Raw genomic sequence first — 24,056 nt, 5'->3', positions numbered from 1 at the left:
CATGGTCCCGGACGTCCGCATTCGTCAGGAAGACTTCGGTTTCATCCTGGCGTTCGGTACCGGCGAGATCGGCCTGTACAACCATGCAGTCGCAGGCGCGCTGTTGCATGGTACGACGCGGGAGGCGCTGGAGCCGTACCGCCTGCCATCCGTTCCGGTCAGGGACGAGTTTCACCTGAGCGCGCCGCTCATCGTCTGGTTCGAGATCACCCGCGCCTGCAACCTGACTTGCAGGCACTGCTATATCGAGGCCGGCAAGCCGCGGGAGCAGGAACTCTCGACACCCGAGATCTTCGACGCCCTCGAACAGATGAAGGCGGCCGGCGTGTTTGCCCTGGTGCTGGTTGGCGGCGAGCCGATGATGCATCCGGATTTCCTGGCCATCGTCAACCACGCCCACCAGCTTGGCTTCGTCATCTCCATCGCGACCAACGGCGCCTATATCACGCAAGACCTGATCGACCGCCTGCCGCGCAAGGAATGCGTGGTCAGCGTCAGCGTGGACGGCACAGCCAAGCACAAGGAATTGCGCATCCGCTCCACATGGGACGACGTGCGCGAACGCATACTGCTGCTGCGCCGGAACGGCATCCCAACCGCGATCATGTCGACGCAGACGGCAGGCAATGTGCATGAGTTGCAGACGCTGCTGGACTTCGCCCGCGAGCACCAATGCTTCTTCGGATCGACGCCGATGAGCCCTATCGGGCGCGGCAGGTTTTTCCCGCAGTATCAACCGCAGACGGACATCGTCGAGGAAACGGCTCGGCTGTATATCGCCGACAAGCTCCACGACCAGGTCATGAACGATACCGTCGGGCTGTGCGTGGCCAAGTTCCTGGACGAGTGCCATAACATCGCCAAGGCCACCGGTCGCGAATTCTGCGGCGTGGCGATGGCCTACCTGATGAGCGACGGCTCTCTGTATCCATGCTCGATTTGCGCGTCGAACGACAAGTTCCGCGCCGGCAGCCTGCGCGAGCATACGTTCCAGGAACTGTGGCGGGATTCGTTCAAGGATATCCGTCAGTTCACTTACGACAAATTCAAGGAGTGCCCCAACTGCGAGCTGTCGCGCGACCCCTACTACTGCACGTCACGCTGCGCCGTGATGGCCGAACGCTATACCGGCGACCCGCTCGGCTGCGGCTCCACGCCCTTCGTCAAGGCCAGCCTCAAGCGACGCACCGAACTGCTGCAGACCGAGTTCCCCGGCGCACCGGGGTCGACATGAGCGGCGGTGGCACGAGGCGGATCATCCCCGTCATCACCGGCATCGGCCACGGACAGACGGAGCTGTCCGCCTACGACGACGCGCTCTGGAAAACCGGCATCGGCAATTTCAACGTGATCGCGCTCTCCAGCGTGATCCCGCCCGGATGGGAGCCGGCGCCACAGTCGGAGCCGGACCTGCGCCGTACATGGGGCAACCGCCTCTACGTGGTACAGGCGGCAGCGTCGTCCAGCGGACAGCGCGACACCGGCCTGGCGGCAGGCATAGGCTGGGCCATCTTCGACCATGGCGGCGGCGTATTCGTGGAGCATCACGGGACAGCGGCAGATGCCGCCAGCGCCTTGCAGGCAGTCGAACGCGACATCGAGCTATCCATCGCCGACTTGTGCCAGCGCCGCGCCGCAGTGCCGGCAACGCGGGGCAAGGCGACCATCTCTGCCACGGCATGCAAGCCTTGCTGCGTGCTGGCCGTTGCCGTGTTCCAGCAAGAAGACTGGTGAAAGGACGCCACATGTCCATCGCGCATTTCCGCAATCAACCGATCGCATACGATGACCATGGCGACATTCCGCTCGACGTGCCGTTTCGTTCGCTGCGGCCCGGGGACATCAGCCTCTATCTGCAACTCGACACCACCGTCGGCCGGAAAACCTGCCGCCAGGCGTGCGCGCACTGCTTCTACATCAACCAGCCGGCGGCCGCCAACCGCTCCATCGACCTGGTCGAAGGCCGCCGCATCATGGACTGCCTGGCCGCACAGGGCTACCGCGTCTTCCCCATGATTTCCGACAGCTTCGGCAGGGATGGCATGTTCCTGCGCCTGTTCGGCGATACGCACAACCGGGATTTTCACCAGGAAGAAAACCGCAGGCCAACCAAGACCATGGAGCGCGGCGATATGTGGACCAGCGGCGCGCCCCTGCTCGATGCGCAATGGAAGGAGTATTTGTGGAGCGGCGTAGAAAACGGCTTCGGCAATGTCACTATCACCTTTCACGGCATACTGGACAGCGATCTGAAGCTGTTGCCGCAGGAAGACTATCCGATCAAGGGTGTGTTCGCGGGGCGAGACTGCGAGCGTGTCATTGCGCGCATCCACTCGTTCAACAGCGAGGCGCAGCCGGCGGCACCGCTGGACATCAATATCGGTGTGACGATCGGCAAGCATAACCACACCAGGGAGCACCTGCTGCGCTACACCGCCTACTTTGCGAGGCTGGGGATTTCAGTACTGCGCTTCAACGCCTTCCACGATCATGGAGGCAGGCTGCCGCAGCTGCCGCTGACGACAGCGGAACGAGCACAATGGTATCGCGACCTGAAATGGGTACATGAAAATGTCCCGCTGGATTTTCAGCTCGGCGTGGATGAGGATTTCGGCAGCAGCGGCATAGAGGCCATGGGCTTCCCAACGCATGTGGGATGGTGCCGCGCCGGCCAGCAGTTGTTCGCCATCGTTCCCGATCCGCCGCAAACCATCGCGTCCGGAGACTTCGGCAGTATCGAGCACATCGGATCGATAGCCGCCTGCGTCGACGCTTTCCAGCCCGTCGTCGGCAAACTGCTACGCGCTACGCCGGCCGACGGCGGGCAGCCAACGTACAAGCTTGAGTTTTACGACGAAGTTATCGAGGACTTGCAGCGCAAGCGCCTGGACGGCACTTACCGCGATGGCTGCTTTGCGCCGGAAATGCTGGCGAAGCGATCGATTGCGATCGCCCCGGCGCATTAGCCCGGCACAACAGCAACAGGCTTACTGCGCCTCGCCCCACAGGTCGTGGGCGTCGGACGTGGTGATCTTCACGTCGACGAACTGGCCGACAGCCAGCTTCTTGTGCGGCTCGTACGGCGGCTTGACGTACACCACGCCGTCGATTTCCGGCGCATCGGCGCTGGAGCGGCCGACGCCGCCGGTGCGGTTGACTTCATCGATCAGCACGCGCACGGTCTTGCCGACCTTGGCCTTCAGGCGCGCTTTCGAGATCTCTTCCTGCAGCAGCATCACGCGGCCGCGACGCTCTTCGCGCACTTCTTCCGGCACCGGATTGGCCAGCTCGTTGGCGGTCGCGCCTTCGACCGGCGAGTAGGCGAAGCAGCCCAGACGGTCGATCTGCGCTTCCTTCAGGAAGTCCAGCAGGTATTCGAATTCCGCCTCGGTCTCGCCGGGGAAGCCGGCGATGAAGGTCGAACGGATGGTCAGGTTCGGATTCATCGCGCGCCAGGCCAGGATGCGGTCCAGGTTCTTCTCGCCGCTGGCCGGACGCTTCATGCGCTTCAGCACATCGGGATGCGCGTGCTGCATCGGGATGTCGAGGTAAGGCAGAATGTGCTCGCCCATCATCGGGATCACCTGGTCGACGTGCGGGTATGGATACACGTAGTGCATGCGCACCCAGGCGCCGTAGGACTTGGCCAGCTCGCCCAGCGCTTCCATCAGCTGCGTCATGTGGGTCTTGATCGGACGGCCGTTCCAGAAGCCGGTGCGGAACTTGACGTCCACGCCGTAGGCCGAGGTGTCCTGCGAGATCACCAGCAGCTCCTTGACGCCGGACTTGAACAGGTTCTCCGCTTCCAGCATCAGCTCACCGATAGGACGGGAGACCAGGTCGCCGCGCATCGACGGGATGATGCAGAACGAGCAGCGGTGGTTGCAGCCCTCGGAGATTTTCAGGTAGGCGTAGTGCTTGGGCGTCAGCTTGATGCCCTGCGCCGGTATCAGGTCGAGGAAAGGCTCGTGCGGCTTCGGCAGGTGCAGGTGGACCGAGTCCATCACTTCGGCCAGCGCGTGCGGGCCGGTGACGGCCAGCACCTTCGGGTGCACCTTCATGATGATGTCGTCGCCGGCGGCGTCTTTTTTCGCGCCCAGGCAGCCAGTCACGATCACCTTGCCGTTTTCGGCCAGCGCTTCGCCGATGGCGTCCAGCGATTCCTGCACCGCGGCGTCGATGAAGCCGCAGGTGTTGACGATGACCAGATCGGCGCCGTCGTAGGACTTGGCCGTCTCGTAGCCTTCGGCACGCAGCTGGGTCAGGATCTGTTCGGAGTCGACCAGCGCCTTAGGGCAGCCGAGCGAGACGAAGCCGACCTTCGGGGCGGCACCCGTCACGGTGGTGCTTGCGGCGGCGGGCTTGGTGATGCGGGAGAGTGGTTGCGATTGCATGATAGGTTGCTTTAAACGCCATGAAAATTACGAGCAATCGAGCATTATACCCCATTCCCCATAGGGAGATCATGTTAGGATAGAGGCTAACCCAGTGGCCGCATCCGCGCGCGCCGCATCACCCAGTTCAGGAGAATTAGTGGCAACGCTGAAAGACGTCGCATTGCTCGCCGGTGTAGGCATGTCGACAGCATCGCGCGCCATTTCCGGCGCCGGTCCGGTATCGGCCGAGGCGATGAAAAAAGTCCAGGCCGCGATTGAGCAACTCAACTTCCGCCCCTCCTCCATCGGCCGCTCGCTGTCCGCGCAGTCGCTGGGCATGATAGGGATCTTCGCCCCCTCGTTCTTCGGCGCCTACTACGGCACCATCCTCAAGCAGACCGACATCGAACTGCGCGCCATGCGCCGCCATGTGGTCGTGGCCACCGGCTGCGGCGACGGCACGCCGCGCGACGAGGCGATCGAAGCGGTCAAGTTCCTGATCGGCCGCGATTGCGACGGCATCGTCGTGCTGGGCCACGACCTGTACGACGAGGATCTGATCTCGCTGCAGAAAATGCATCCGAAGATGGCCTTCCTCAACCGCCGCAGCCCGCAGCTGCCGGAGGCGTCGTTCTGCCCCGACCACTATCACGGCGGCGAACTGGCGGCGCAGACCTTGCTGCAGGCGGGCCACCGCGAACTGGCGGTGATCTCCGGCCCGTCCGCGACGTCGGACAACAAGGAGCGCCTGGACGGCTTCTTCGCCGAGCTGCAGCGCAACGGCATTGCGCGTTCGACGGTGCAGCTGATCGAATCGGACTTCTCGCGCGAAGGCGGCTTCGGCGCCACGCAGCGGCTGATCGGCGACGGCCACAAGTTCACCGGCCTGTTTTGCGCCAACGATGAGATGGCGGTCGGCGCGCTGTCGTGCTTCCACCGCGCCGGCATCAGCGTGCCGGGCGACGTCTCCATCGTCGGCTACGACGACGACTACTCGGCCGAGTTCTCGTCGCCAGGCCTGACGTCGGTGCACATCCCGATGCAGCAGCTGACGCAGAACGCCGTGCGCTGGCTGCTCAACCAGTGCTACGGCACGCAGCACGAAATCGTCCGCGACTTCCCGGTCACGGTGACGATGCGCGGCTCGGTTGCTGCGCGCAAGTCGTAAAAAAAAAGGCCGGCATCGCTGCCGGCCCAAAACCACTAGTCACTTCCCTGGATCAGAACTTCATCGACACCCGGCCACCGAAGGTGCGCGGGTTGTTGTAGTACGCGGCCCAGATCTGCTGCGTCGGCTGGCATGGAGCGCCGGTCTGCGTGCAGATTTCGATGGCGTCGTACTTCACTGCCTTGTCGGTCGCGTTGTTGACGAACAGCTCCGCCGTGTAAGCCTTGTTCAGCGGCTCATAGCGCACGCTCAGGTCCAGCGTGGTGTAAGCCTTCTGCTGCTTCACGCCCGGATGGCCCGGCACGTCGGTATTGAACGCGCCCGATCCGACGAACGATTCCGACTCGTAGTGCGCCGAAGCGCGCGGCGTGATGCGGCCCTTGCCGGTGTCGAAATCATGCTCATACATCAGCGTCGCGGCAAACGTCGGCGCATGCTTCAGCGTGGCGCCGCCAACGTTGACGGTCGGCGCGGTGGTGCCGCAGGACTGGTTGTTGGCGCGCGCCGCGTCGACATCGCAGGACAGGAAGTCGTCATAGCGCGCCTTCAGCCAGGTGGCGTTGCCGCTGAAGCGGTCGGCGCTGGTCGGACGATAACTCCACTCAGCCTCGACACCTTTCACCGAAGCGCCGGCCGCGTTGAAGTTCTGCAGCGTGTTGTTCACCACCTGCGATTCCAGCTTGTCCTTGTACTTCATCCAGAACGCGTCCAGGTTCAGCGACAGCTTGCGGTCGAACAGGTCCGACTTGAAGCCGACTTCATAGCTGGTCAGCTTCTCCGGCTTGGTGGTGGCGCCGCCGTCGCCGATGGCCGGCGAGTGGAAACCGGTCGTCACCGAAGCGAAGGTTAGGATGTCCTTGGTCGGCTTGTACTCGACACGTCCCAGCCAGGTGGACTGGCCGTATTTCAGGTCTGCCGTGTTGTCGCCATAGGTATTGCCGCAGGTCTGCTGGTTCACCACGCCGCCAGGGCCGATGTTGTGGGTGTTGATGGTGCCCACGCCCGGCGTGACCAGCTGCGCGATCTGGCTAGGCGTCAGGTTGACGGTGCCGCGCGGCGCGTTGTCCGGCCAGTTCGGGCAGGCCCAGTTCTGGCCGCCGATGTCGAACTTGTGGTCCTTGGTGTAGCGGGCGCCGCCCGTCACCTTCCACATTGGATCGATGTCGTAGCTGGCCTGCGCGAACACGGCTTTCGAATGCAGCTCGCGGTCGCCCTGGATGAAGGACATCGCCGACGCATACTGGCCCACGGTAGGCTGCACGAAGATCACGCTGCCGCTGGCGATATCCTGGTCCAGCATCGCCTGCGAAATCTGGCTGCGGTCGATGTCGAAGCGGATCTTGTTTTTCTCGCGGAAGAAGAACAGGCCGCCCACCCATTGCAGCGGCGATTCGGAGTCCGAACGCAGTTGCACTTCGTTGGAGACGCTGTCGAACTGGCTCCACTCTGTGCGGTTCTCGGCCTTGAAGCCCGGGTAGAAACCGGCGTCGGCATCGCTGCCGTTGGTGCGTTTCAGGCGGCTCCACGAACCCAGGTACTGCGTCGCCAGGCCATCCATCGGACGCCATTCGACCTTGCTCTTGGCGGTGATGATAGACTGGTCCAGCGTACCCGGCGTGTCGATCAGCGCCGAGCGCAGGTTCTGGCCCGGCTTCGGTTCGGCCGCCAGGTAGATGTTGCCCGCGCCGGTATCGCTGTAGTAGTCGGCGATGAAGGTGGCCTTCAGGTCGGGCGTGAACTTCCACAGCAGCGAAGCCCGCGCGCCCTGCTGGTCGCCGGCGCCGTACTTCTTGGTGCCCGGCTGGACGTTCGAGCCTTTGAGGAAGTCGACGTAGCCGTCATGCTGGTCCTTGATGGCGGCGATGCGCAGCGCGATGTCTTCGCTCAGCGGAATGTTGATCATCCCCTGCGTCTGGATGTGGTGGTAGTCGCCCAGCGTGATGCTGGCGGAGCCGAAGGTCTTGGCGGTGCTGGGCGCGCCGGAAACCAGGTTGACCGCGCCGGCGGTGGAGTTACGACCGTTCAGCGTGCCCTGCGGACCGCGCGCGACTTCGACGTGGTTCAGGTCATACATCAGCGCCGTCGCGCCCTGGGGGCGAGGCACGTAGATGCCGTCGACATAGAATGCCACCGCCGGGTCGCCTAACTCGGTGTGGTTGGCCGAACCGACGCCGCGCATGTACACGTGCACGCCGCCCGAATCGCTGTGCGGCTCCACCACCAGGCTGGGCACCATGGCGGTCATCGTCGCCAGGTCCTTGACCTGGTTGTTGGCCAGCGTGTCCTGCGTGTAGGCGGTGATCGCCAGCGGCGTGTCCTGCACCAGCGTGTCGCGGCGGGTCGCCGTGACGATGATCTTCTCCATGTCGCCGCCCGCCTGGGCCGCCTGCTGCTGCGCCATGGCGCCGCCGGCAAATGCGAACTGCGCGATCTGCGCGATGCTCAAGGCTAAAATCGTTTTCTTCATTTTGTCTGTCCTCGCTTCTTCCATCAGTTTAGTTTGCGTGCCCCGTTCTGTGTGACGGCTTATGCACGTGTGGAACCGGTACCACCGCAAGACGCGCCGACGCGGCGGGCCATGCCGTGGCGGCCCGGTCTTACAGCACAACTACTGCTACGGTGTTAGAGCCGCTGTTCGCTGGCCCCGTCAAAAAGAGAAATGCGCTTGGTACGTATCGAGAAGCTGATGTCCTTCTCGGTTTCGATGTTCTGCTGGTCCTGCACGATGCCCGCGATCTGGGTGCCGTGGAAGTCCAGCCACAACACGCGATGCGCGCCCATGGCCTCGACCAGCGAGACCGATGCGCACACCACGTTATCGGCGCCGTCGCAATTGCCGACGTCGATGTCTTCAGGCCGCACGCCCAACACGCATTCGTGCTTGCCGGACGGCTGCTGCTTGAATGGATAGCCCGTCACGTCGACGGACATGTGATCGTTGCGGAACAGCGTGCGGCCGCCCTCCTGTTCCAGCCAGCCCTTGAACAGGTTCATGCCCGGCGAGCCGAGGAAGGTGGCGACGAACAGGTTGGCCGGCTCGTTGTAGATATTGGCCGGCGTGTCGAACTGCTGCACCACGCCGCCCTTCATCACCGCCATGCGCTGCGCCAGCGTCATCGCCTCGACCTGGTCGTGGGTCACGTAGATCATGGTGGCGCCGAGCTGCTTGTGCAGCTGTTTCAATTCGCGCCGCAGTTCGGTGCGCAGCTTGGCGTCCAGGTTGGACAGCGGCTCGTCGAACAGCATCACGTCCGCCTCGCGCACAATGGCGCGGCCGATCGCCACGCGCTGGCGCTGGCCGCCGGACAGGTTGGCAGGTTTGCGCTTCAACAGCGGGCCCAGTTGCAGCATGTCCGAAGCGCGCGAGACGCGGCGGGCGATTTCCGCTTTCGGCGTGCCGTTGATGCGCAGGCCGAAGGACATATTGGCTTCCACATTCATCGTCGGATACAGCGCATACGACTGGAACACCAGCGCGATGCCGCGGTCCTTCGGGTCGGCCCAGGTCATGTCCTTGCCGCCGATTTCGATCTGGCCGGAAGTGGTGTCGATCAAGCCGGCGATGGAATGCAGCAGCGTCGATTTGCCGCAGCCCGAAGGGCCCAGCAGCACCACGAACTCCCCTGCTTTCACGTCCAGGTTCAGCGACTCGATGACCTTGTTGCCGCCCAGCTGAATCTGCAGATTACGAATAGCTACGTTAGACATTGTTTAACCCCAAGTTAACCTTTAACCGCGCCAGAGGCGATGCCGCGCACGAACCAGCGGCCGGAAATGAAATAGAGAGCCAGCGGTACGACCGACGTCAGGATGGTCGCGGCCATGTTGACGTTGTACAGGCGCTCGCCGGTGGTGGTGTTGATGATGTTGTTCAGCTGGACCGTCATCGGCAGATGCTCGGAACCCGCGAACACCAGGCCAAGCAGGAAGTCGTTCCAGATGCCCGTGACCTGCATGATGACCGCGACCACGATCACCGGCGTCGACATCGGCAGCATCAGCTGCAGGAAGATGCGCCAGAAACCGCCGCCGTCGATGCGGGCCGCCTTGAACAGCTCCATCGGCAGCGCCGCGTAGTAGTTGCGGAACAGGAGCGTCATCACCGGCATGCCGAAGATGGTGTGGATCAGCACAATGCCTGGCAATGAGCTGAACAGGTTCACCGCCGCCAGCACGCGCACCAGCGGATACACCATCACCTGCACCGGAATGAAGGCGCCCATCATCAGGATGGCGAACAACAGCCCGGCGCCGCGTGGACGCCAGAACGACAGCGCATAGCCGTTGACCGCGCCGATGGCGATCGACAGGATGGTGCTCGGCACGACGATGGCGACCGAGTTCCAGAAACCGCCGCGTATGCCGTTGCATTCAAGCCCGGTGCACGCGGACTGCCACGCTTGCAGCCACGGCTCCAGCGTCGCGTGCACCGGCAGCGCGAACAGCGTGCCGAGGCGGATCTCCTCCATCGGCTTGACCGACGTCACCAGCATCACGTACAGCGGCAGCAGGAAGAACAGCGCCGCCACAATCAGGAAGCCGTAGACGCCGATGCGGGCCGGGGTCCACGCCAGCGTGCGGCGCGGTTTGATGGCCGGCGGCGCCACGGCGATGGAACTGTCGTTGGCCGCGCCGCCCGGCGCCAGCCCTGCTGCTTTATTGTCCACTGCTGCCTTTTCGAGTTTGACGACCTGTCCCATCACGCCCCCTTCGCTGCGCGGCGGTTGCGCACATAGTACAGCGGCGCGACGATGGCCAGCACGGTCGTCAGCAGCACGATGGACGCCGCCGACGCGAGGCCGATGTTGGCGCGGCCGAACAGGTAATCCATGATGAACTTTGCCGGCACTTCGCTGGCCGTGCCCGGGCCGCCCTGCGTCATCCCGACCACCGAATCGAACACCTTCACCACCATCACAAACAGCAGCACGAAGGCGGTGGAGACGGAAGGCCCGAGCATCGGCAGCACGATGCTGACGTAGACGCGCCAGCGCGGGATGCCGTCGATGCGGGCGGCCTTCCACAATTCCTCGTCCACGCCGCGCAGGCCGGACAGCATCAGCGCCATCACCAGCCCGGAAGCCTGCCAAACGGTGGCGATGACGATGGTGTAGATCGCCATGTCCTGGTCGACGATCCAGTCGAACTTGGCCTCGGCAAAGCCCAGCTTGTGCAGTACTTCCTGGATGCCCAGTTCGGGATTGAGTATCCACTGCCAGATCAGGCCCGTGGCCACGAACGACATCGCATACGGATACAGGAAGATGGTGCGCAGCGCGCCTTCGGCCATCACCTTCTGGTCGATGAACACGGCCAGCAGGAAGCCGATGACCAGGCAGGCGGCGATGAACAGCACGCCGTACACGGCGACGTTTTGCAGCGACAGCAGCCAGCGCTCGTTGTTAAACAGGCGGATGTACTGCGATGCGCCGACAAAATCGCTGGCCGGGAAAGTACGCGAGCTGCTGACCGATACGCGGGCGGTCCACAACATCGTGCCCAGATAGGCCAGCAGCACCGTCAGCGCCATCGGTATCAAGGCGACGTAGGCGGCGAAGGAAACGCTTTGACGCTTCTTGGCCATGGCTTATTGGTCCTTCAGCGCGCGGGCAAAGGCTTTTTGCGCGTCTTCCGGCGACTGGTTCTTGTTCCAGTAGCTGGTCAGCACGTCCTGCAGGGCGCCGGTGGTGTCGGGCGACGCCAGCATCTCGGCGTTCGGCAGCTGGCGGCTCTTGTCCTTGATGATGGCCAGGCCCTGCTTGGCGCAGATGTCCAGCGTCGACTCATCGACGTCGCCGCGTATCGGGATCGCGCCCTTGCGCGAGTTGAAGGCCACCTGCGCGGCCGGCGATGTCACCACCGTCGCCAGCAGCTTCTGCGCCTTGACGGCGTTGGCGTCCGTGGTTTTCGGGAACACGAAAGCATCGCCGGCGACGATGTACGGCGCCTTCGGGCCGAAGCCCGGGAAGCAGCCGAAGTCCTTGCCCGCCACCTGCTTGGCCGACGAGAACTCGCCCTTGGCCCAGTCGCCCATGATCTGCACGCCGGCCTTGCCGCTGACGACCATGGCCGTCGCGTCGTTCCAGTTGCGGCCCGGCGAGCCGGCATCCACAAAGGCTTTCAGCTTCTTGAAGTCCACCAGCACCTGCTTGAAGGCCGGCGACATCACGGCTTTCTGGTCGCGGTCGCGATACACCTTGAGGTACAGGTCGGAGCCGCCCACCATCGCGAAAATGGCGTCGAAGGTGATCTTCTCCTGCCACACCTGGCCACCGAAGGCCAGCGGCACCAGGCCTGCGGCCTTGAGCTTGGCCAGCTGCGCCAGGAACTCGTCCCAGGTCTGCGGCTCGTTGGCGATGCCGGCTTTTTTATACGCGGCCTTCGAATAGAAGAACCAGGCCGGCATGTGGATGTCCACCGGCGCGGCGTAGAAATGGCCGTTGATCTTGATCGCCGCCAGTATCGATGGCGGCATGATCTGGTCCCACTTGCCGGCGGCGGCGACATCGTCGACGTTATTGAGCAAGCCCTGTTCGACGAAATCGCGGAACTGCTTGGAGGTGTTGAACTGCGCGGCCGTCGGCGCATTGCCGCCTACGATGCGATTGATGGTGGTGGCGCGCGACTGGTCGGCGCCGGCGATGGCGTTGTCGACCCACTGGCCGCCGGCCTTGTTATAGGCGTCAGCAAACTGCTTGACCGCCTGCGATTCGCCGCCCGAGGTCCACCAATGGATCACGGTCGCCTTCAGCGGCGCCGATGCGGGCGCCGGCGCCTGCGCCCGCGCGGTCGTGGACCAGCCCGCGCATGCCGCCAGGGCGAGCGCGATGGCGCTTCCCAGCTTTGTAGCCTTAATCATTCTGTCTCCTGTGGGCGTCGAGCGCCCATTTTATTCGGATGCCTGCGGGAAGTTCAATTATTTGGCGTCCCGTTTAGCGAGGAAGTCCGCAACCAGCCTGGCGCTGCGCTTCAAGGTGCGCTTCTGGGTCGCATAATCCACATGGATGATACCGAAACGGCGCACATAACCGAAGGCCCATTCGAAATTGTCCATCAGCGACCAGATAAAGTAGCCCCGCACATCGACGCCCGCCTTCACCGCTTGATCCACCGCAGCCAAATGGCGGTTCAAAAAGGAGATACGGTTTTTATCGTTTACTTCATTGTCGACGACCTTGTCGTCCGAGGCGGTGCCGTTCTCGGTGATGTAGATCGGCGGCAGGTTCGGGTAGTCGCGGTGGAAGCCGACCAGCAGGTGGCGCAGGCCGTCCGGGTACACCTCCCATCCCATCTGGGTGCGCTCGACGTTTTCCAGGTCCACTTCGATGTAACCGTGCTTGCCGTCGCTGACCACATTGGTGCGGAAGTAGTAATTGATGCCCAGGAAATCGAGCTGGCGGCCGATGATCTCCATGTCGCCGTCCAGTATCGCCGGCTGCGCGCCCGGCCACAGCTCCCACAGCGCCGACGGATAGGACTTCTTCAGCAGCGGATCGAGGATCCAGTTATTGTGCTGCAGCTCGAACAGCCAGGCGGCGCGCTGGTCGGCGTCGCCGGTGCCGGTGCTGGTGCCGCGGCCGACGTTGGTGACGATGCCCACTTGCGCCGCCGGATCATTGGCGCGCAGGTGCGCCACCGCCAGGCCGTGGCCCAGCAGCAGGTGGTGCATGGCCAGGGTGGCGAACACCACGTCCTGCTTGCCCGGCGCGTGGTGGCCGGTGCCGTAGCCGTGCATGGCCGAGCACCAGGGCTCGTTCAGCGTGGCCCAGGAATCGACCAGGCCGGCCAGCTCGCGGCTGATCATGTCGGCGTATTCGGCGAAACGGTAGGCGGTGTCGCGGTTGACCCAGCCGCCCTTGTCTTCCAGGTGCTGCGGCAGATCCCAGTGGTACAGCGTGACGAAGGTTTTCAGGCCCTTGGCGCGCAGCGCCGTCAGCAGCTTGCGGTAGAAGGCGATGCCCTTTTGATTCGGCTGGCCGTCGGCCGTCATCACGCGCGGCCAGGAAATCGACAGGCGGTAGGCGCCGACGTTCAGGCTGGCCAGCAGCTCGACGTCCTGTTCCCAGCGGTGATAGTGGTCGCAGGCGATGGCGCCGGTGTCGCCGGACAGGGTCTTGCCCGGCGTGGCCGAGAAGGTGTCCCAGATCGAAGGGATGCGGCCGTCTTCGGCGACAGCGCCTTCGATCTGGTAGGCCGCGGTGGCGGCGCCCATCAGGAAATCCTTGTTCCACAGGACCGAATCGGCCGGCGGGGAGAACGTCTCTTCCAGTGCAATTGATGCTTCGACTACCACAGCAACTCCTTCGTTTGATCGTGAAGTGGAAGCGCTTCCACTGATGTTGTCGATAGTACTACTGAAGAAATTCTGGTGTCAACGGGTTTCTGGGAGTTTTTGTAACTTACCTACAAAAACGGCACAGCGACCGAAGTGGCTGTGCCGTTTGCCGTGTGGCGGAGCGCGAAGGATTACTTCTTGTCGGTCGGCGGCACGCCCGGAACGAACGGGAAAGTGCCGAAGATGTTCTTGCTCTGGCTTTGCATCTGTTCCTGCATCTGCACGAACAGGCTCTTGCTCTGGTCGATGTAGTTATTCATCATGCCCTGCATCATCGGGCCCTGCACGTTCATGAACTGGGTCCACATTTCCGGGCTGAAGGGCTTGCCTTCCAGGCCGCCGACGGCGGTGCCGGTGAACTTGCGCTGGATGTCGGTGAAGGCCTGAACGTTCTTCTCCAGGTAGGAGCCCATCATGCCCTGCATGGCGTGGCCGTAGAAGCGGATGATCTGCGCCAGCACGTCGCTGGAGAACATCGGTGCGCCGCTGGCCTCTTCTTCCAGGATGATCTGCAGCAGGATGCTGCGGCTCAGGTCTTCGTTGGTCTTGGCGTCGACCACGGTGAATTCTTCATTGTCCAGCACCAGCTGCTTGACGTCGGTCAGCGTGATGTAGGAACTGGTCTGCGTGTCGTACAGACGGCGATTCGGGTATTTTTTGATCAGACGGTCAGCATTTTTTTTCGCACTACTCATCACAAGTCCACTTATTGCGCCGCAGCGCGTACTCTAACAATTCGAAAAAAAAGCGAACTTCGGTCCGCTTTCCCACTAGCCTACTTTACCTATTATAGAGGGGAAAAAGCATATCTTGCACAATCTGATATAACTTTTAGGTTTTATTGCAACGCAACCAAATTTACAGATCGACAATAAGACGCCTTTCCCCCACCGCTTCTAGTCGGCGCGCACCTTCACGTAGCGGCCCGGCGCCGGCTCGATCGCCGCGTAACGGGCATTGCCCGGCTTGGCCTTGGGCTTGACGTCCTTGCCGCCGTGCTCGGCCAGGAAGGCGGCCCACTCCGGCCACCAGCTGCCCGGGTGCTCGGTGGCGCCGGCCATCCAGGCCTCGGCATCCTGCGGCTTGGCGGCGGCGCGGCCCAGCGGCTTGTCGTTGGTCCAGTAGCTGCGCTTGTTCTTCACCGGCGAGTTGATCACGCCGGCGATGTGGCCGGACGCGCCCAGGATGAAACGGTTGGCCTTGACCTTGCCCGGATTGAGGATGTTCATCGAACCGAAGGCCGACATCCACGGCACGATGTGGTCTTCCCGCGAGCCGTAGATGAAGGCCGGCGCGTCGATGCTGGCCAGGTCGACCTTCTGCCCCGCCACCTTCAGCTTGCCGGTCTTCAGTTTGTTTTCCAGGTAGGTGTTGCGCAGGTACCAGCAGAACATCGGGCCCGGCAGGTTGGTGCTGTCCGAGTTCCAGTACAGCAGGTCGAACGGCGGCGGTTCGTTGCCCTTCAGGTAGTTGGACTGCACGTAGTTCCACACCAGGTCGTTCGGACGCAGGCTGGAGAAGGTGCTGGCCAGGTCGCGGCCCGGCATCAGGCCGCCGCCCTTGAGCTGCTGCTCGCGCATCGCCACCTGGGCTTCGTCGACGAACACGTCCAGCACGCCGGTATCGCTGAAGTCGAGGAAGGTGGTCAGCAGGGTCAGGCTGGAGGCCGGCTTCTCGCCGCGCGCCGCCAGCACCGCCAGCGCGGTCGACACCAGCGTGCCGCCGACGCAGAAGCCCAGCAGGTTCATATGCTCCTGGCCGCTGATGTCCTGCACCACGTGGATGGCTTCGATCACGCCCTGGTCGACATAATCGTCCCAGGTGGTGCCGGCCAGCGATTGGTCCGGATTGCTCCACGAGATCAGGAACACGCTGTTGCCCTGCTCCACCGCATAGCGCACCAGCGAGTTTTCCGGCTGCAGGTCGAGGATGTAGAACTTGTTGATGCAAGGCGGCACCATCAGCAGCGGGCGCTGGTGCACGGTGGCCGTCGCCGGCGTGTACTGGATCAGCTGGAACAGCGGGTTCTCATACACCACCGTGCCTTCGGTCGTGGCCAGGTTGCGGCCGACCTCGAACGCCGATTCGTCGGACAGCGAGATATGGCCCTTGTTCATGTCGGCCAGCATATTGGCCAGGCCCTTGGTCAGGCTCTCGCCCTTGGTTTCGATCAGCTTTTGCTGCGCTTCGGGATTGGTGGCCAGGAAGTTGGCCGGCGACATGGCGTCGATGATCTGCTGCACGGCAAAGCGGATCTTCTGCTTTTGCTGGCCCGAGGTGTCCACCGTATCGACCATCGCATTCAGGAATTTGGCGTTCAGCAGGTATGATGCCGCATTGAATGACGACATGGGATTGCCCTGCCAGGCGGACGAGGTGAAGCGGCGGTCGCCCACTTCCGGCGTTTTACCGGACAAAAACTCTTGCCACAACTCGACAAAATCTTGCATGTACTGGTTTTTCAGCTGCTCCATGGCCTCCGGCTTCACCGAGGCGCCCACGTCCTGCATCATGGCGGCCAGCGGGTTGGCCTCCGTGGTGGGGGCCATGTTGAACCAGGATTGCCACTGTCCGGGGTCGCTCATCTGCGACATCCAGGCATTGGCAATGGCTTGAGGATCTGGCAAATTCATGTTTGATTCCCTAAAAATAGTTAAATATCTTTACCTGGGCTGCTGATGCTGATTGTTGCTATTGCTTGGATATACGTGGTCGGACTGATGGCGCTGACCGAGCCCTCCGTCGTTGCGGGAATTGTAACGTTTTTGTTCTACTGCGTGCTGCCCCTGGGCACTTTGATCTACATCGCCGGCACCGGCAAGCGCAAAGCGCGCCGCCGCGCCGCCGAATTGGCCGCGCACGAGGCCCGCCAGGCCGCCGCCACTACCGACGGCGAAGCCTAACCCCGCGCCGGCCCGATTCATTTGATCCAGATCAGGGCTGCCTGCCGGCCGGTGACGCCGTCGCGGCGGTAGGAATAGAAGCGGCCGGAATTGGAGACGGTGCAGAATTCGCCGCCATGCACCTGCTGCACGCCGGCCCGGTGCAGCAGATAGCGCGCCAGGCCGTAGATATCGGCCAGGAGCTTGCCGGGCTTGCCCTCGATGGGCGAAAACGCCGCCTCGACGTGGCGCACGCCGGATGCGTCGCGCGCGCCGTTCAGGAAGGCTGCACGCACCTCCGGCCCGACCTCGAACTGGTAGGCGCCGATGGCCGGGCCCATCCAGGCCATCAACTCGCCGGCGCCGGCCGCGCGCATCGATTCCACCGTGTTCTCCAGCACGCCGGCGGCCAGCCCGCGCCAGCCGGCATGCGCCGCCGCCACGGTCTTGCCCTCGACATCGCAGAACAGCACCGGCAGGCAGTCGGCCGTCATGATGACGCACACCTTGCCCGGCGCGGTCGTCAGGCTGGCGTCCGCTTCCGGCACCTCCTGCGGCCCCAGCCTGGACAGATTGACTACCGCCGTGCCATGCACCTGCGTCAGCCAGCCCGGATCGCCCGGCAGCATGGAACGCAGGATTTCGCGGTTGCGGGCGACATTGTGCGGCTGGTCGCCGACATGGGTGCCCAGGTTCAGGCCGCCCTGGCCCATGCCGTCGTCATACGGCACGGGGCTGACGCCGCCGCGCCGCGTGGTCGACAGTACACCGACGCCGTCGGGCAAGCCCGGCCAGTGCGGCACCAACCATTGCTGCTGTAGTGTAGACATCAACTCTGTTCCGGTTCCGTTTCCTCGATGCCGGCCCGGGCCAGCAGTTCGGCAAAATCATCGGCCAGCGGCACCGTCCATTCGCATTGCTCGCCGGTGGCCGGATGCACCAGGCCCAGGCGGCGCGCCTGCAGCGCCTGGCGCGGGAAATAATCGGCCAGGTGCTGCTTGCCGTAGGTCGTGTCGCCGACCAGCGGGAAACCGATCGACATCATGTGCACGCGGATCTGGTGGGTGCGGCCCGTTTCCAGGCGGCACTGCACCAGCGTCACGGGGCGGCCTTCGCCCAGCTTGCCGCCGCCCAGCACCTGGTAGTGGGTGATGGCCGGCTTGGAGCCCATGCCGGTCGACACCGCCATCTTGATGCGGTCTTTCGGGTGACGGCCCATCGACGCATCGATAGTACCGCTAATGCGCGGCATGCCCCACACGACTGCATAGTACTCGCGCTTGACGGTGCGGGCGGCCAGCTGGCGCACCAGGTCGGTCTGGGACGGCAGCGTCTTGCCGACCACCATCAGGCCGCTGGTATCCTTGTCCAGGCGGTGGACGATGCCGGCGCGCGGCACGCCGGCCAGCTGCGGGCAGTGGTGCAGCAGGCCGTTGAGCAGCGTGCCGGACCAGTTGCCGGCGCCCGGATGGACCACCAGGCCGGCCGGCTTGTTGATGACCATCAGGTGCTCATCTTCGTAAACGATGTTAAGTTCCATCGGTTCCGGTTTAAAAGCCTCGTCTTCCGGCGCCGGTTGGGGCAGAATGACGATCTTCTCGTCGCCATAGACGGTGTCCTTGGTGCTTTTGGCCGGTTTGCCATCGACGGTGACGAAGCCGTCGGTGATCCACATTTGCAGGCGGCCGCGCGAGAATTGCGGCACCAGGTGGGAAATCACCTTGTCCAGGCGTTCGCCGCAGACTTCCGGGGTCAGTTCCAGATGGATCGGAGCCAGGCCGTCGTCGTCGCCAAAATCGCCGTCGTGCTCGACCAGCAGGTCGGCGTCGGAGTCATGATCGGAGGAAGATTCGGCCAAATTCGGCTTTGGAGTTAATATCACAGCATTCCCATCGGCTATAATCAGCCTATTGTAAAACTTTGGTTAAACAGCTTCTTGCAAAACATATGCAAAAAAAATTGAAAGTAGTCGCAGCAACGTTGGTTCTGCTTAGTTTGTCCGCTTGCGGTTTGTTCTCGGAGAAAATCGACGAGACTAAAGGTTGGAGCGCTACGAAATTATACTCGGAGGCGAGCGAAGAGCTGGAAGGACAGCACTACGAACGCGCAATTCAGTTGTACGAGAAGCTGGAATCGAGCTATCCGTTCGGCACTTACGCCCAGCAGGCGCAGATGCAGATCGCTTACGCCTACTACAAATCGCAGGACCAGGCCCAGGCGCTGGCAGCCGTGGAGCGCTTCATCAAGCTGCACCCGAACCACGCCAACGTCGATTATATGTACTACCTGCGCGGCCTGATCAACTTCAACGACCAGATCGGCTTCCTGAACTTCATCTACGAGCAGGATGCCACCGAACGCGACCCGAAAGCCACGCGCGAAGCTTACGCGGCCTTCAAACAGCTGGTGGACAAATTCCCGAACAGCAAGTATACGCCGGATTCGCTGGATCGTATGCGTTATCTGATCAATGCGATGGCATCGTATGAAGTGCACGTGGCGCGCTACTACTATCGCCGCGGCGCCTACCTGGCAGCGGCCAACCGCGCCATGGGCATCATGAACGATTACCGCGACTCGCCGGCCATCGAAGAAGCGCTGTTCATCATGATACGCAGCTACGACAAGCTGGGCATGACCGAGCTGCGCGACGACACCATGCGCGTGTTCAAGCTGAACTACCCTGCCAGCAAGTTCCTGGACGAAGGCAAAAAAGCCGAACGCCACTGGTGGAAGCTGTGGAATTAAGCTGAATTTCATCTGAAATCCAGCAAAAACCGGGACCCAGGTCCCGGTTTTTTATTATTTACCCCGTTTTACAGTGGGGTCAAGTCTGACATTTGGACACGAGCTCTGCCTTAAGCGCTCTTACGGCAGAGCTCGTGTCCAAATGTCAGACTTGACCCCAGGCGGTTTATTCGACCCGGCGGCGGAAAATCCAGGTCTTGTCGTCCGAGTCTTTCTTGTCGAAGGCATAGCCGTCGACGTTGAATTTCTTCAGCTTCTGCGGATCGGTGACCCCCTTGACGGCGGCGTAGCGCGCCATCAGCCCGCGCGCCCGCTTGGCGTAGAACGAAATGATCTTGTATTTGCCGTTCTTCCAGTCCTCGAACTGCGGCGTGATCACCGGCACGTCCAGCAGCTTGGGCTTGACCGACTTGAAGTACTCTTCGGACGCCAGGTTGACCAGCGTCTCGGCGCCCTGCTCGGCCGCCGTCTTGTTCAGCGCCTGGGTGATGGTCTCGCCCCAGAACGCGTACAAGTCCTTGCCGCGCGGGTTGCTCAGGCGGGTGCCCATTTCCAGCCGGTGCGGATGGATCAGGTCCAGCGGCCGCAGCATGCCGTACAGGCCGGACAGGATGCGGATGCGCGATTGCGCATAATCGAGCTGGCCCGGCTTGAGGCTGCGCGCATCGAGGCCGCCGTAGACGTCGCCGTTGAAGGCCATCACGGCCTGGCGGCCTTCGGCGGTGTCGTGGGTCCACGTGGCATAGCGGGCAACGTTGAGCGCCGACAGGTTGTCGGACAAATCCATCAGCTCGCCGATCTGCGCCGGCGAGAATTCGCGCAGACGCTCGATCAGCTGGGCTGAGTGGTCGAGAAAATCGGGTTGGGAGTGCAACTTGGTGGTCGGAGGAGTCTCCAGGTCGAGACTTTTTGCAGGCGAAAGCACTATCAGCATAAGATTCCAGATAAACATAATTACGAACTAAGCACATGATACCTGTTCCAGAGAAACTCACACCGACGCGCATCGTTATCGATACCAACGTCTGCCTCGACCTGTTCGTGTTCAAGGACCCGCGCTGGGCCGGCCTGCTGGCGGCGCTGGAGAGCGGCGCGGTCGAAGCGATCACCCGTTCGGATTGCCGCGACGAGTACAACATCGTGCTGCACTACAAGCACCTGCCGCTGGACGACGACTCCCGCCCGCTGGCCGCCGCCCGTTTCGACCAGCTGATCAAGGTGGTCGCCCCGCCCGAGTCCGGCATCCGCCTGCCGGTCTGCACCGATAAGGACGACCAGAAGTTCCTCGAAGTGGCGCGCGACGCCAACGCCGCCATCCTCATCACCAAGGACAAGGCGCTGCTGAAACTGGCCCGCCGCCTGGCCAAGGCCGGCATGTTCAAGGTCATGGTGCCAGAGGCGTGGAGCCCGGAAAGTTAAGGTTTTTTCACCACACCAAACCCGGCGCGCTGAGCTAGAATAGGCTATCTGTCCACTACACCGCCGCCATGAATAGCCGTAATAATCTGCCGAGCAGCACGCCATTCACGCCCACCCTGACGAGCCGCCTGCCGGCCGTCGGCACCACCGTGTTCACCCGCATGTCCACGCTGGCCGCGCAAGCGAACGCGGTCAACCTGGGCCAGGGCTTCCCCGACTTTGCCTGCGAGCGCAGCCTGCTGCAAGCCGTCAACGACGCCATGCAGGCCGATTTCAACCAGTACCCGATGATGAGCGGCGCACCGGTCTTGCGCAACGCCATCGCCGCCAAGGTCGCGGCGCTGTACGGCCACCAGTACGACGTCAACGCCGAGATCACCGTCACCGCCGGCGCCACCCAGGCGCTGACCACCGCCATCCTGTGCTGCGTGCATCCGGGCGACGAGGTCGTCGTCATCGAGCCGAGCTACGACAGCTACGTGCCGGCGATTACGCTGGCCGGCGGCGTGCCGGTGCTGGTGCAGATGGAAGCCGGCGCCGACGGCTACACCGTGCCCTGGTCCAGGGTCGCGGCGGCCGTGAACGGCAAGACCCGCCTGATCGTCATCAACACTCCGCACAACCCGACCGGCAGCGTGCTGCGCGTGGCCGACATGGAAGCGCTGGCCGACATCGTGCGCGGCACGGACGTGCTGATCCTGTCGGACGAAGTCTACGAACACATGGTCTACGACGGCGCCCGCCACGAGTCGGTGTGCCGCTACCCGGAACTGGCGGCGCGCGCCTTCGTCGTCTCCAGTTTCGGCAAGACCTACCACGTCACCGGCTGGAAGGTCGGCTATGTCGCCGCGCCGGCCGCGTTGATGGCGGAGTTCCGCAAGGTCCACCAGTACAACGTGTTCACCGTCAACACGCCCATGCAGCATGGCATCGCCAGCTACATGGCCGATCCCAAGCCCTACCTGGAACTGCCGGCCTTCTACCAGCGCAAGCGCGACCTGTTCCGCGCAGGCTTGAAGGGCTCGCGCTTCGAACTGCTGCCGGCCGACGGCACCTACTTCCAGTGCGTGCGCTACGATAAAATTTCAACGCAAACGGAAGCGCAGTTTGCGGAGTGGCTGACCACCGAGATCAAGGTGGCGGCGATACCGGTATCGGCGTTTTACCAGCAAGGCAAGGAATCGGGCATCGTGCGTTTCTGCTTTGCCAAACAAGATGAGACCCTGGCACTCGCACTGGAGCGACTGGGCAAAGTTTAATTCGGGGACGAGAATCATGGCCGATACCAACCAGGCGGACGCCCCGCTCGAAGCGGGCGTCTTCGCCGAACAAGAGCCGCCGCCGTCGGTGCTGCATCTGCTCAACCAGTCGAACCGCCGGCTGGAGCGCCTGCTGCAAAACCTGCGCAACGAACACAACGCCGAAAGCGAATTGCGCGACATCGCGCGCGACGTGATCCACGCGGTGGAGCTCGATCCGGACATCGCGCTGGCCTGCATCTTCCTGTGCCAGATCGCCGGCAGCTACGCCGTGCGCCACTGCATCGAGACGGCGGTGGTGGTGGTGGTGGTCGCGCGCAGCCAGCACAAGAACCCGCAGGAAACGCTGACCGTCACGGCGGCCGCGCTGACCATGAACGTGGGCATGCTGCGCCATAACGAAACCTTCCAGAACAAGAACACGCCGCTGAGCAGCGAGGAAATCGCCATCGTGCGCCGCCATCCGGAAGAAAGCGCGGACATGCTCAAGTACGCCGGCATCCAGGATGACGAGTGGATTTCCTGCGTGCTGCTGCACCACGAGAACGATGAAGGCAGCGGCTATCCGGCCGGCGTGGCCAGCCCGGAGGTGACGCTGAACGCCAAGCTGCTGAGCCTGGCGGACAGGTATTGCGCGCAGGTGTCGGCGCGCAATTACCGCCGCTCCATCCTGCCGGACCAGGCCTTGCGCAATCTGATCGACGACAAGGTGGCCCCGGTCGATCCCATGCTGGTGCAGTGCTTCCAGCGCGAGCTGGGGGATTTCCCGCCGGGGGCGCTGGTGCGCCTGGCGAGCGGGGAGATTGGCGTGGTCAGCCGCCGTCAGGGTGGCGCGGGTGGTTTGCAGGTGCACTGCCTGCGCGACCCTGCTGGCGCCGCGCTGGCCCCGGCGGTGCCGCGCAGCACCGCCGATCAGGCATGCGCGATCGCGCAGGTGCTCAGCGAAGACGAGGCCTCGATCCGCTTCAGCATGAAACAGATCTGGGGCCCGCAGGCCAGCCTGTAGTTCCTTGCCGGCTTAGCGCGACAGCGATTCGATCTTGCGGTCGATGAAGGCTTGCAGCTCCGGCGACAAGCCGCTGGCCGCGCGGGCGCGACGGTAGGCTTCGCGCGCTTCCGGCAGATGCATGTCGGCCTGCAGCGAAATCCCCAGCCCCATCCACCACACGCCATTCTGCGGCATCAGCCGCAGCGCTTCGCGATAATGATCGGCCGCCTCGGTATGGCGCTGTTCGCGTTGCAGCACGCCCGCCAGGAAGGCCTGGTACTCGGCGCTGTTGCCGGCGTACGGCAAGGTCGTCATCAGCGTTTCCAGCGCGGGACCGCCCTTCTCCAACTGCAAGCGCGCCAGCACCATCGCCAGGCCGGGCTGGCGCGGATCGATGCCCAGCGCCAGGCGCAGCTGGCGCACGGCGTCTTCATTGCGCTTCTGTTCCAGCAGCAGGCTGATGTTGGTCTGGCGCGCCGCTTCGTTGCGCGGATCGATTTCCAGCGCGCGGTCGAAATCCGCCAGCGCGGCGTTGACGCGCCCTTCCTGCAAGGCCACCAGCCCGCGCCGATAGGTGTTTTCCGCCATCTGCTTCGGGTTGATGTCGTGCGTGATCGTGCCCGGGTTGTTGGCCGCATCGTCGCTGCCGCGCGCGGCGGCCTGGCGGGCAGGCTTGCGTTCGGCCGGCGCCGTGGCGGCGCGCGGCGCGGCGGCGGATGCCACGACGGGCGCCTCGGCGGCGGGCGCGGCGACGTCCGGCGGCGCTGCAGGTGCCGCGGCATGTACGTCGGCATGTGCGGCGGCGGCTTTGCGCGGGACCGGTGTGGCCGCTTGCGGCGTTGCCGCCGGCTCCGGCGGCATCACGGCGACCTTGACCGCTG

At 63.3% G+C, this 24,056-nt stretch carries 22 protein-coding genes; 9 read left to right on the top strand and 13 right to left on the bottom strand.

The window, feature by feature from the left end:
• The first annotated feature begins 1 nt into the window (after nt 1).
• Genes DUGA2_RS27155 through DUGA2_RS27145 form a run of 3 tightly spaced genes read left to right on the top strand, consistent with a single transcriptional unit; the run spans nt 2 to nt 2,966 of the window.
• On the top strand, nt 2–1,234 hold the full coding sequence (locus DUGA2_RS27155) for a radical SAM/SPASM domain-containing protein (protein ID WP_070272520.1): 1,233 nt from the start codon (nt 2–4) through the stop codon (nt 1,232–1,234).
• Nucleotides 1,231–1,734 carry a pyruvoyl-dependent arginine decarboxylase gene (locus DUGA2_RS27150; RefSeq protein ID WP_070272519.1) on the top strand — a complete coding sequence of 168 codons (504 nt, stop codon included), beginning with the start codon at nt 1,231–1,233 and terminating at the stop codon, nt 1,732–1,734. The genes DUGA2_RS27155 and DUGA2_RS27150 overlap by 4 nt, the downstream gene beginning before the upstream one ends.
• Before the next feature lie 11 nt (nt 1,735–1,745).
• The gene (locus DUGA2_RS27145; protein ID WP_070272518.1) at nt 1,746–2,966 is read left to right on the top strand and encodes a radical SAM protein; all 1,221 of its coding nucleotides are present in this window, start codon (nt 1,746–1,748) and stop codon (nt 2,964–2,966) included.
• A 21-nt stretch (nt 2,967–2,987) separates the two neighbouring features.
• Here the strand turns inward: DUGA2_RS27145 and rimO are convergent, their stop codons facing one another.
• Entirely contained in the window at nt 2,988–4,394 is a 1,407-nt protein-coding gene (rimO, locus tag DUGA2_RS27140) for a 30S ribosomal protein S12 methylthiotransferase RimO (RefSeq protein WP_070272517.1), read from the bottom strand.
• Between the two features lie 139 nt (nt 4,395–4,533).
• Between rimO and DUGA2_RS27135 the strand changes: the two genes are divergently transcribed.
• Nucleotides 4,534–5,544: a LacI family DNA-binding transcriptional regulator gene (locus tag DUGA2_RS27135; RefSeq protein WP_070272516.1), complete on the top strand. Its 1,011-nt coding sequence runs from the start codon at nt 4,534–4,536 to the stop codon at nt 5,542–5,544.
• Between the two features lie 52 nt (nt 5,545–5,596).
• On the opposite strand, the gene DUGA2_RS27130 is transcribed toward DUGA2_RS27135, so the two are convergent.
• From DUGA2_RS27130 to phaC, 8 genes are all read right to left on the bottom strand, one after another.
• Nucleotides 5,597–8,011 carry a TonB-dependent receptor gene (locus tag DUGA2_RS27130; protein ID WP_168167828.1) on the bottom strand — a complete coding sequence of 805 codons (2,415 nt, stop codon included), beginning with the start codon at nt 8,009–8,011 and terminating at the stop codon, nt 5,597–5,599.
• Nucleotides 8,012–8,166: 155 nt separating this feature from the next.
• Complete coding sequence (locus DUGA2_RS27125) at nt 8,167–9,252, bottom strand: ABC transporter ATP-binding protein (protein WP_070272514.1); 1,086 nt, start codon at nt 9,250–9,252, stop codon at nt 8,167–8,169.
• A 14-nt stretch (nt 9,253–9,266) separates the two neighbouring features.
• A complete protein-coding gene (locus DUGA2_RS27120) occupies nt 9,267–10,157 on the bottom strand; it encodes a carbohydrate ABC transporter permease (RefSeq protein WP_051077391.1) in 891 nt (296 codons plus the stop codon).
• An 86-nt stretch (nt 10,158–10,243) separates the two neighbouring features.
• The gene (locus tag DUGA2_RS27115) at nt 10,244–11,128 is read right to left on the bottom strand and encodes a carbohydrate ABC transporter permease (RefSeq protein WP_070272513.1); all 885 of its coding nucleotides are present in this window, start codon (nt 11,126–11,128) and stop codon (nt 10,244–10,246) included.
• A gap of 3 nt (nt 11,129–11,131) precedes the next feature.
• A complete protein-coding gene (locus DUGA2_RS27110) occupies nt 11,132–12,403 on the bottom strand; it encodes an ABC transporter substrate-binding protein (RefSeq protein WP_070272512.1) in 1,272 nt (423 codons plus the stop codon).
• Nucleotides 12,404–12,460: 57 nt separating this feature from the next.
• Nucleotides 12,461–13,837 carry a GH1 family beta-glucosidase gene (locus tag DUGA2_RS27105; RefSeq protein ID WP_070272511.1) on the bottom strand — a complete coding sequence of 459 codons (1,377 nt, stop codon included), beginning with the start codon at nt 13,835–13,837 and terminating at the stop codon, nt 12,461–12,463.
• A gap of 173 nt (nt 13,838–14,010) precedes the next feature.
• Nucleotides 14,011–14,574, bottom strand: coding sequence for a polyhydroxyalkanoate synthesis repressor PhaR (phaR, locus tag DUGA2_RS27100; RefSeq protein ID WP_008447858.1), 564 nt, complete (start codon nt 14,572–14,574; stop codon nt 14,011–14,013).
• A 201-nt stretch (nt 14,575–14,775) separates the two neighbouring features.
• Complete coding sequence (gene phaC / locus DUGA2_RS27095; protein WP_070272510.1) at nt 14,776–16,512, bottom strand: class I poly(R)-hydroxyalkanoic acid synthase; 1,737 nt, start codon at nt 16,510–16,512, stop codon at nt 14,776–14,778.
• Nucleotides 16,513–16,587: 75 nt separating this feature from the next.
• On the opposite strand from phaC, the gene DUGA2_RS27090 reads away from it, so the two are divergent.
• A complete protein-coding gene (locus DUGA2_RS27090; protein ID WP_373994846.1) occupies nt 16,588–16,782 on the top strand; it encodes a hypothetical protein in 195 nt (64 codons plus the stop codon).
• A 17-nt stretch (nt 16,783–16,799) separates the two neighbouring features.
• On the opposite strand, the gene pgeF is transcribed toward DUGA2_RS27090, so the two are convergent.
• A complete protein-coding gene (gene pgeF / locus DUGA2_RS27085) occupies nt 16,800–17,591 on the bottom strand; it encodes a peptidoglycan editing factor PgeF (protein ID WP_070272508.1) in 792 nt (263 codons plus the stop codon).
• Nucleotides 17,591–18,619 carry an RluA family pseudouridine synthase gene (locus DUGA2_RS27080; RefSeq protein WP_070272507.1) on the bottom strand — a complete coding sequence of 343 codons (1,029 nt, stop codon included), beginning with the start codon at nt 18,617–18,619 and terminating at the stop codon, nt 17,591–17,593. Before DUGA2_RS27080 ends, pgeF begins: the two co-directional genes overlap by 1 nt.
• Before the next feature lie 89 nt (nt 18,620–18,708).
• Between DUGA2_RS27080 and DUGA2_RS27075 the strand changes: the two genes are divergently transcribed.
• Complete coding sequence (locus tag DUGA2_RS27075; RefSeq protein ID WP_070272506.1) at nt 18,709–19,509, top strand: outer membrane protein assembly factor BamD; 801 nt, start codon at nt 18,709–18,711, stop codon at nt 19,507–19,509.
• Between the two features lie 166 nt (nt 19,510–19,675).
• Here DUGA2_RS27075 and yaaA read toward each other — a convergent pair whose 3' ends face one another.
• On the bottom strand, nt 19,676–20,443 hold the full coding sequence (gene yaaA, locus DUGA2_RS27070; RefSeq protein ID WP_070272505.1) for a peroxide stress protein YaaA: 768 nt from the start codon (nt 20,441–20,443) through the stop codon (nt 19,676–19,678).
• A 35-nt stretch (nt 20,444–20,478) separates the two neighbouring features.
• Here yaaA and DUGA2_RS27065 point away from each other — a divergent pair, with 35 nt between their 5' ends.
• The 3 genes from DUGA2_RS27065 (at nt 20,479) to DUGA2_RS27055 (ending at nt 23,193) form a co-directional block, all read left to right on the top strand.
• Nucleotides 20,479–20,928 (top strand): putative toxin-antitoxin system toxin component, PIN family, encoded by a 450-nt coding sequence (locus tag DUGA2_RS27065; protein WP_070272504.1) that lies wholly within the window; start codon nt 20,479–20,481, stop codon nt 20,926–20,928.
• A gap of 68 nt (nt 20,929–20,996) precedes the next feature.
• On the top strand, nt 20,997–22,187 hold the full coding sequence (locus DUGA2_RS27060; protein WP_008447850.1) for a pyridoxal phosphate-dependent aminotransferase: 1,191 nt from the start codon (nt 20,997–20,999) through the stop codon (nt 22,185–22,187).
• Nucleotides 22,188–22,203: 16 nt separating this feature from the next.
• The gene (locus DUGA2_RS27055; protein ID WP_070272503.1) at nt 22,204–23,193 is read left to right on the top strand and encodes an HD-GYP domain-containing protein; all 990 of its coding nucleotides are present in this window, start codon (nt 22,204–22,206) and stop codon (nt 23,191–23,193) included.
• A gap of 12 nt (nt 23,194–23,205) precedes the next feature.
• Here DUGA2_RS27055 and DUGA2_RS27050 read toward each other — a convergent pair.
• The coding region (locus DUGA2_RS27050) for a tetratricopeptide repeat protein (RefSeq protein ID WP_070272502.1) at nt 23,206–24,056 on the bottom strand (851 nt) is incomplete at its 5' end.

Origin of the sequence: Duganella sp. HH101 (assembly GCF_001758795.1) — a bacterium.
In the GTDB taxonomy this organism is placed as follows: domain Bacteria; phylum Pseudomonadota; class Gammaproteobacteria; order Burkholderiales; family Burkholderiaceae_D; genus Rugamonas; species Rugamonas rivuli.
Note: the sequence above shows the minus strand (reverse complement) of the source record. Positions and strands in the feature narration are given on the sequence as shown.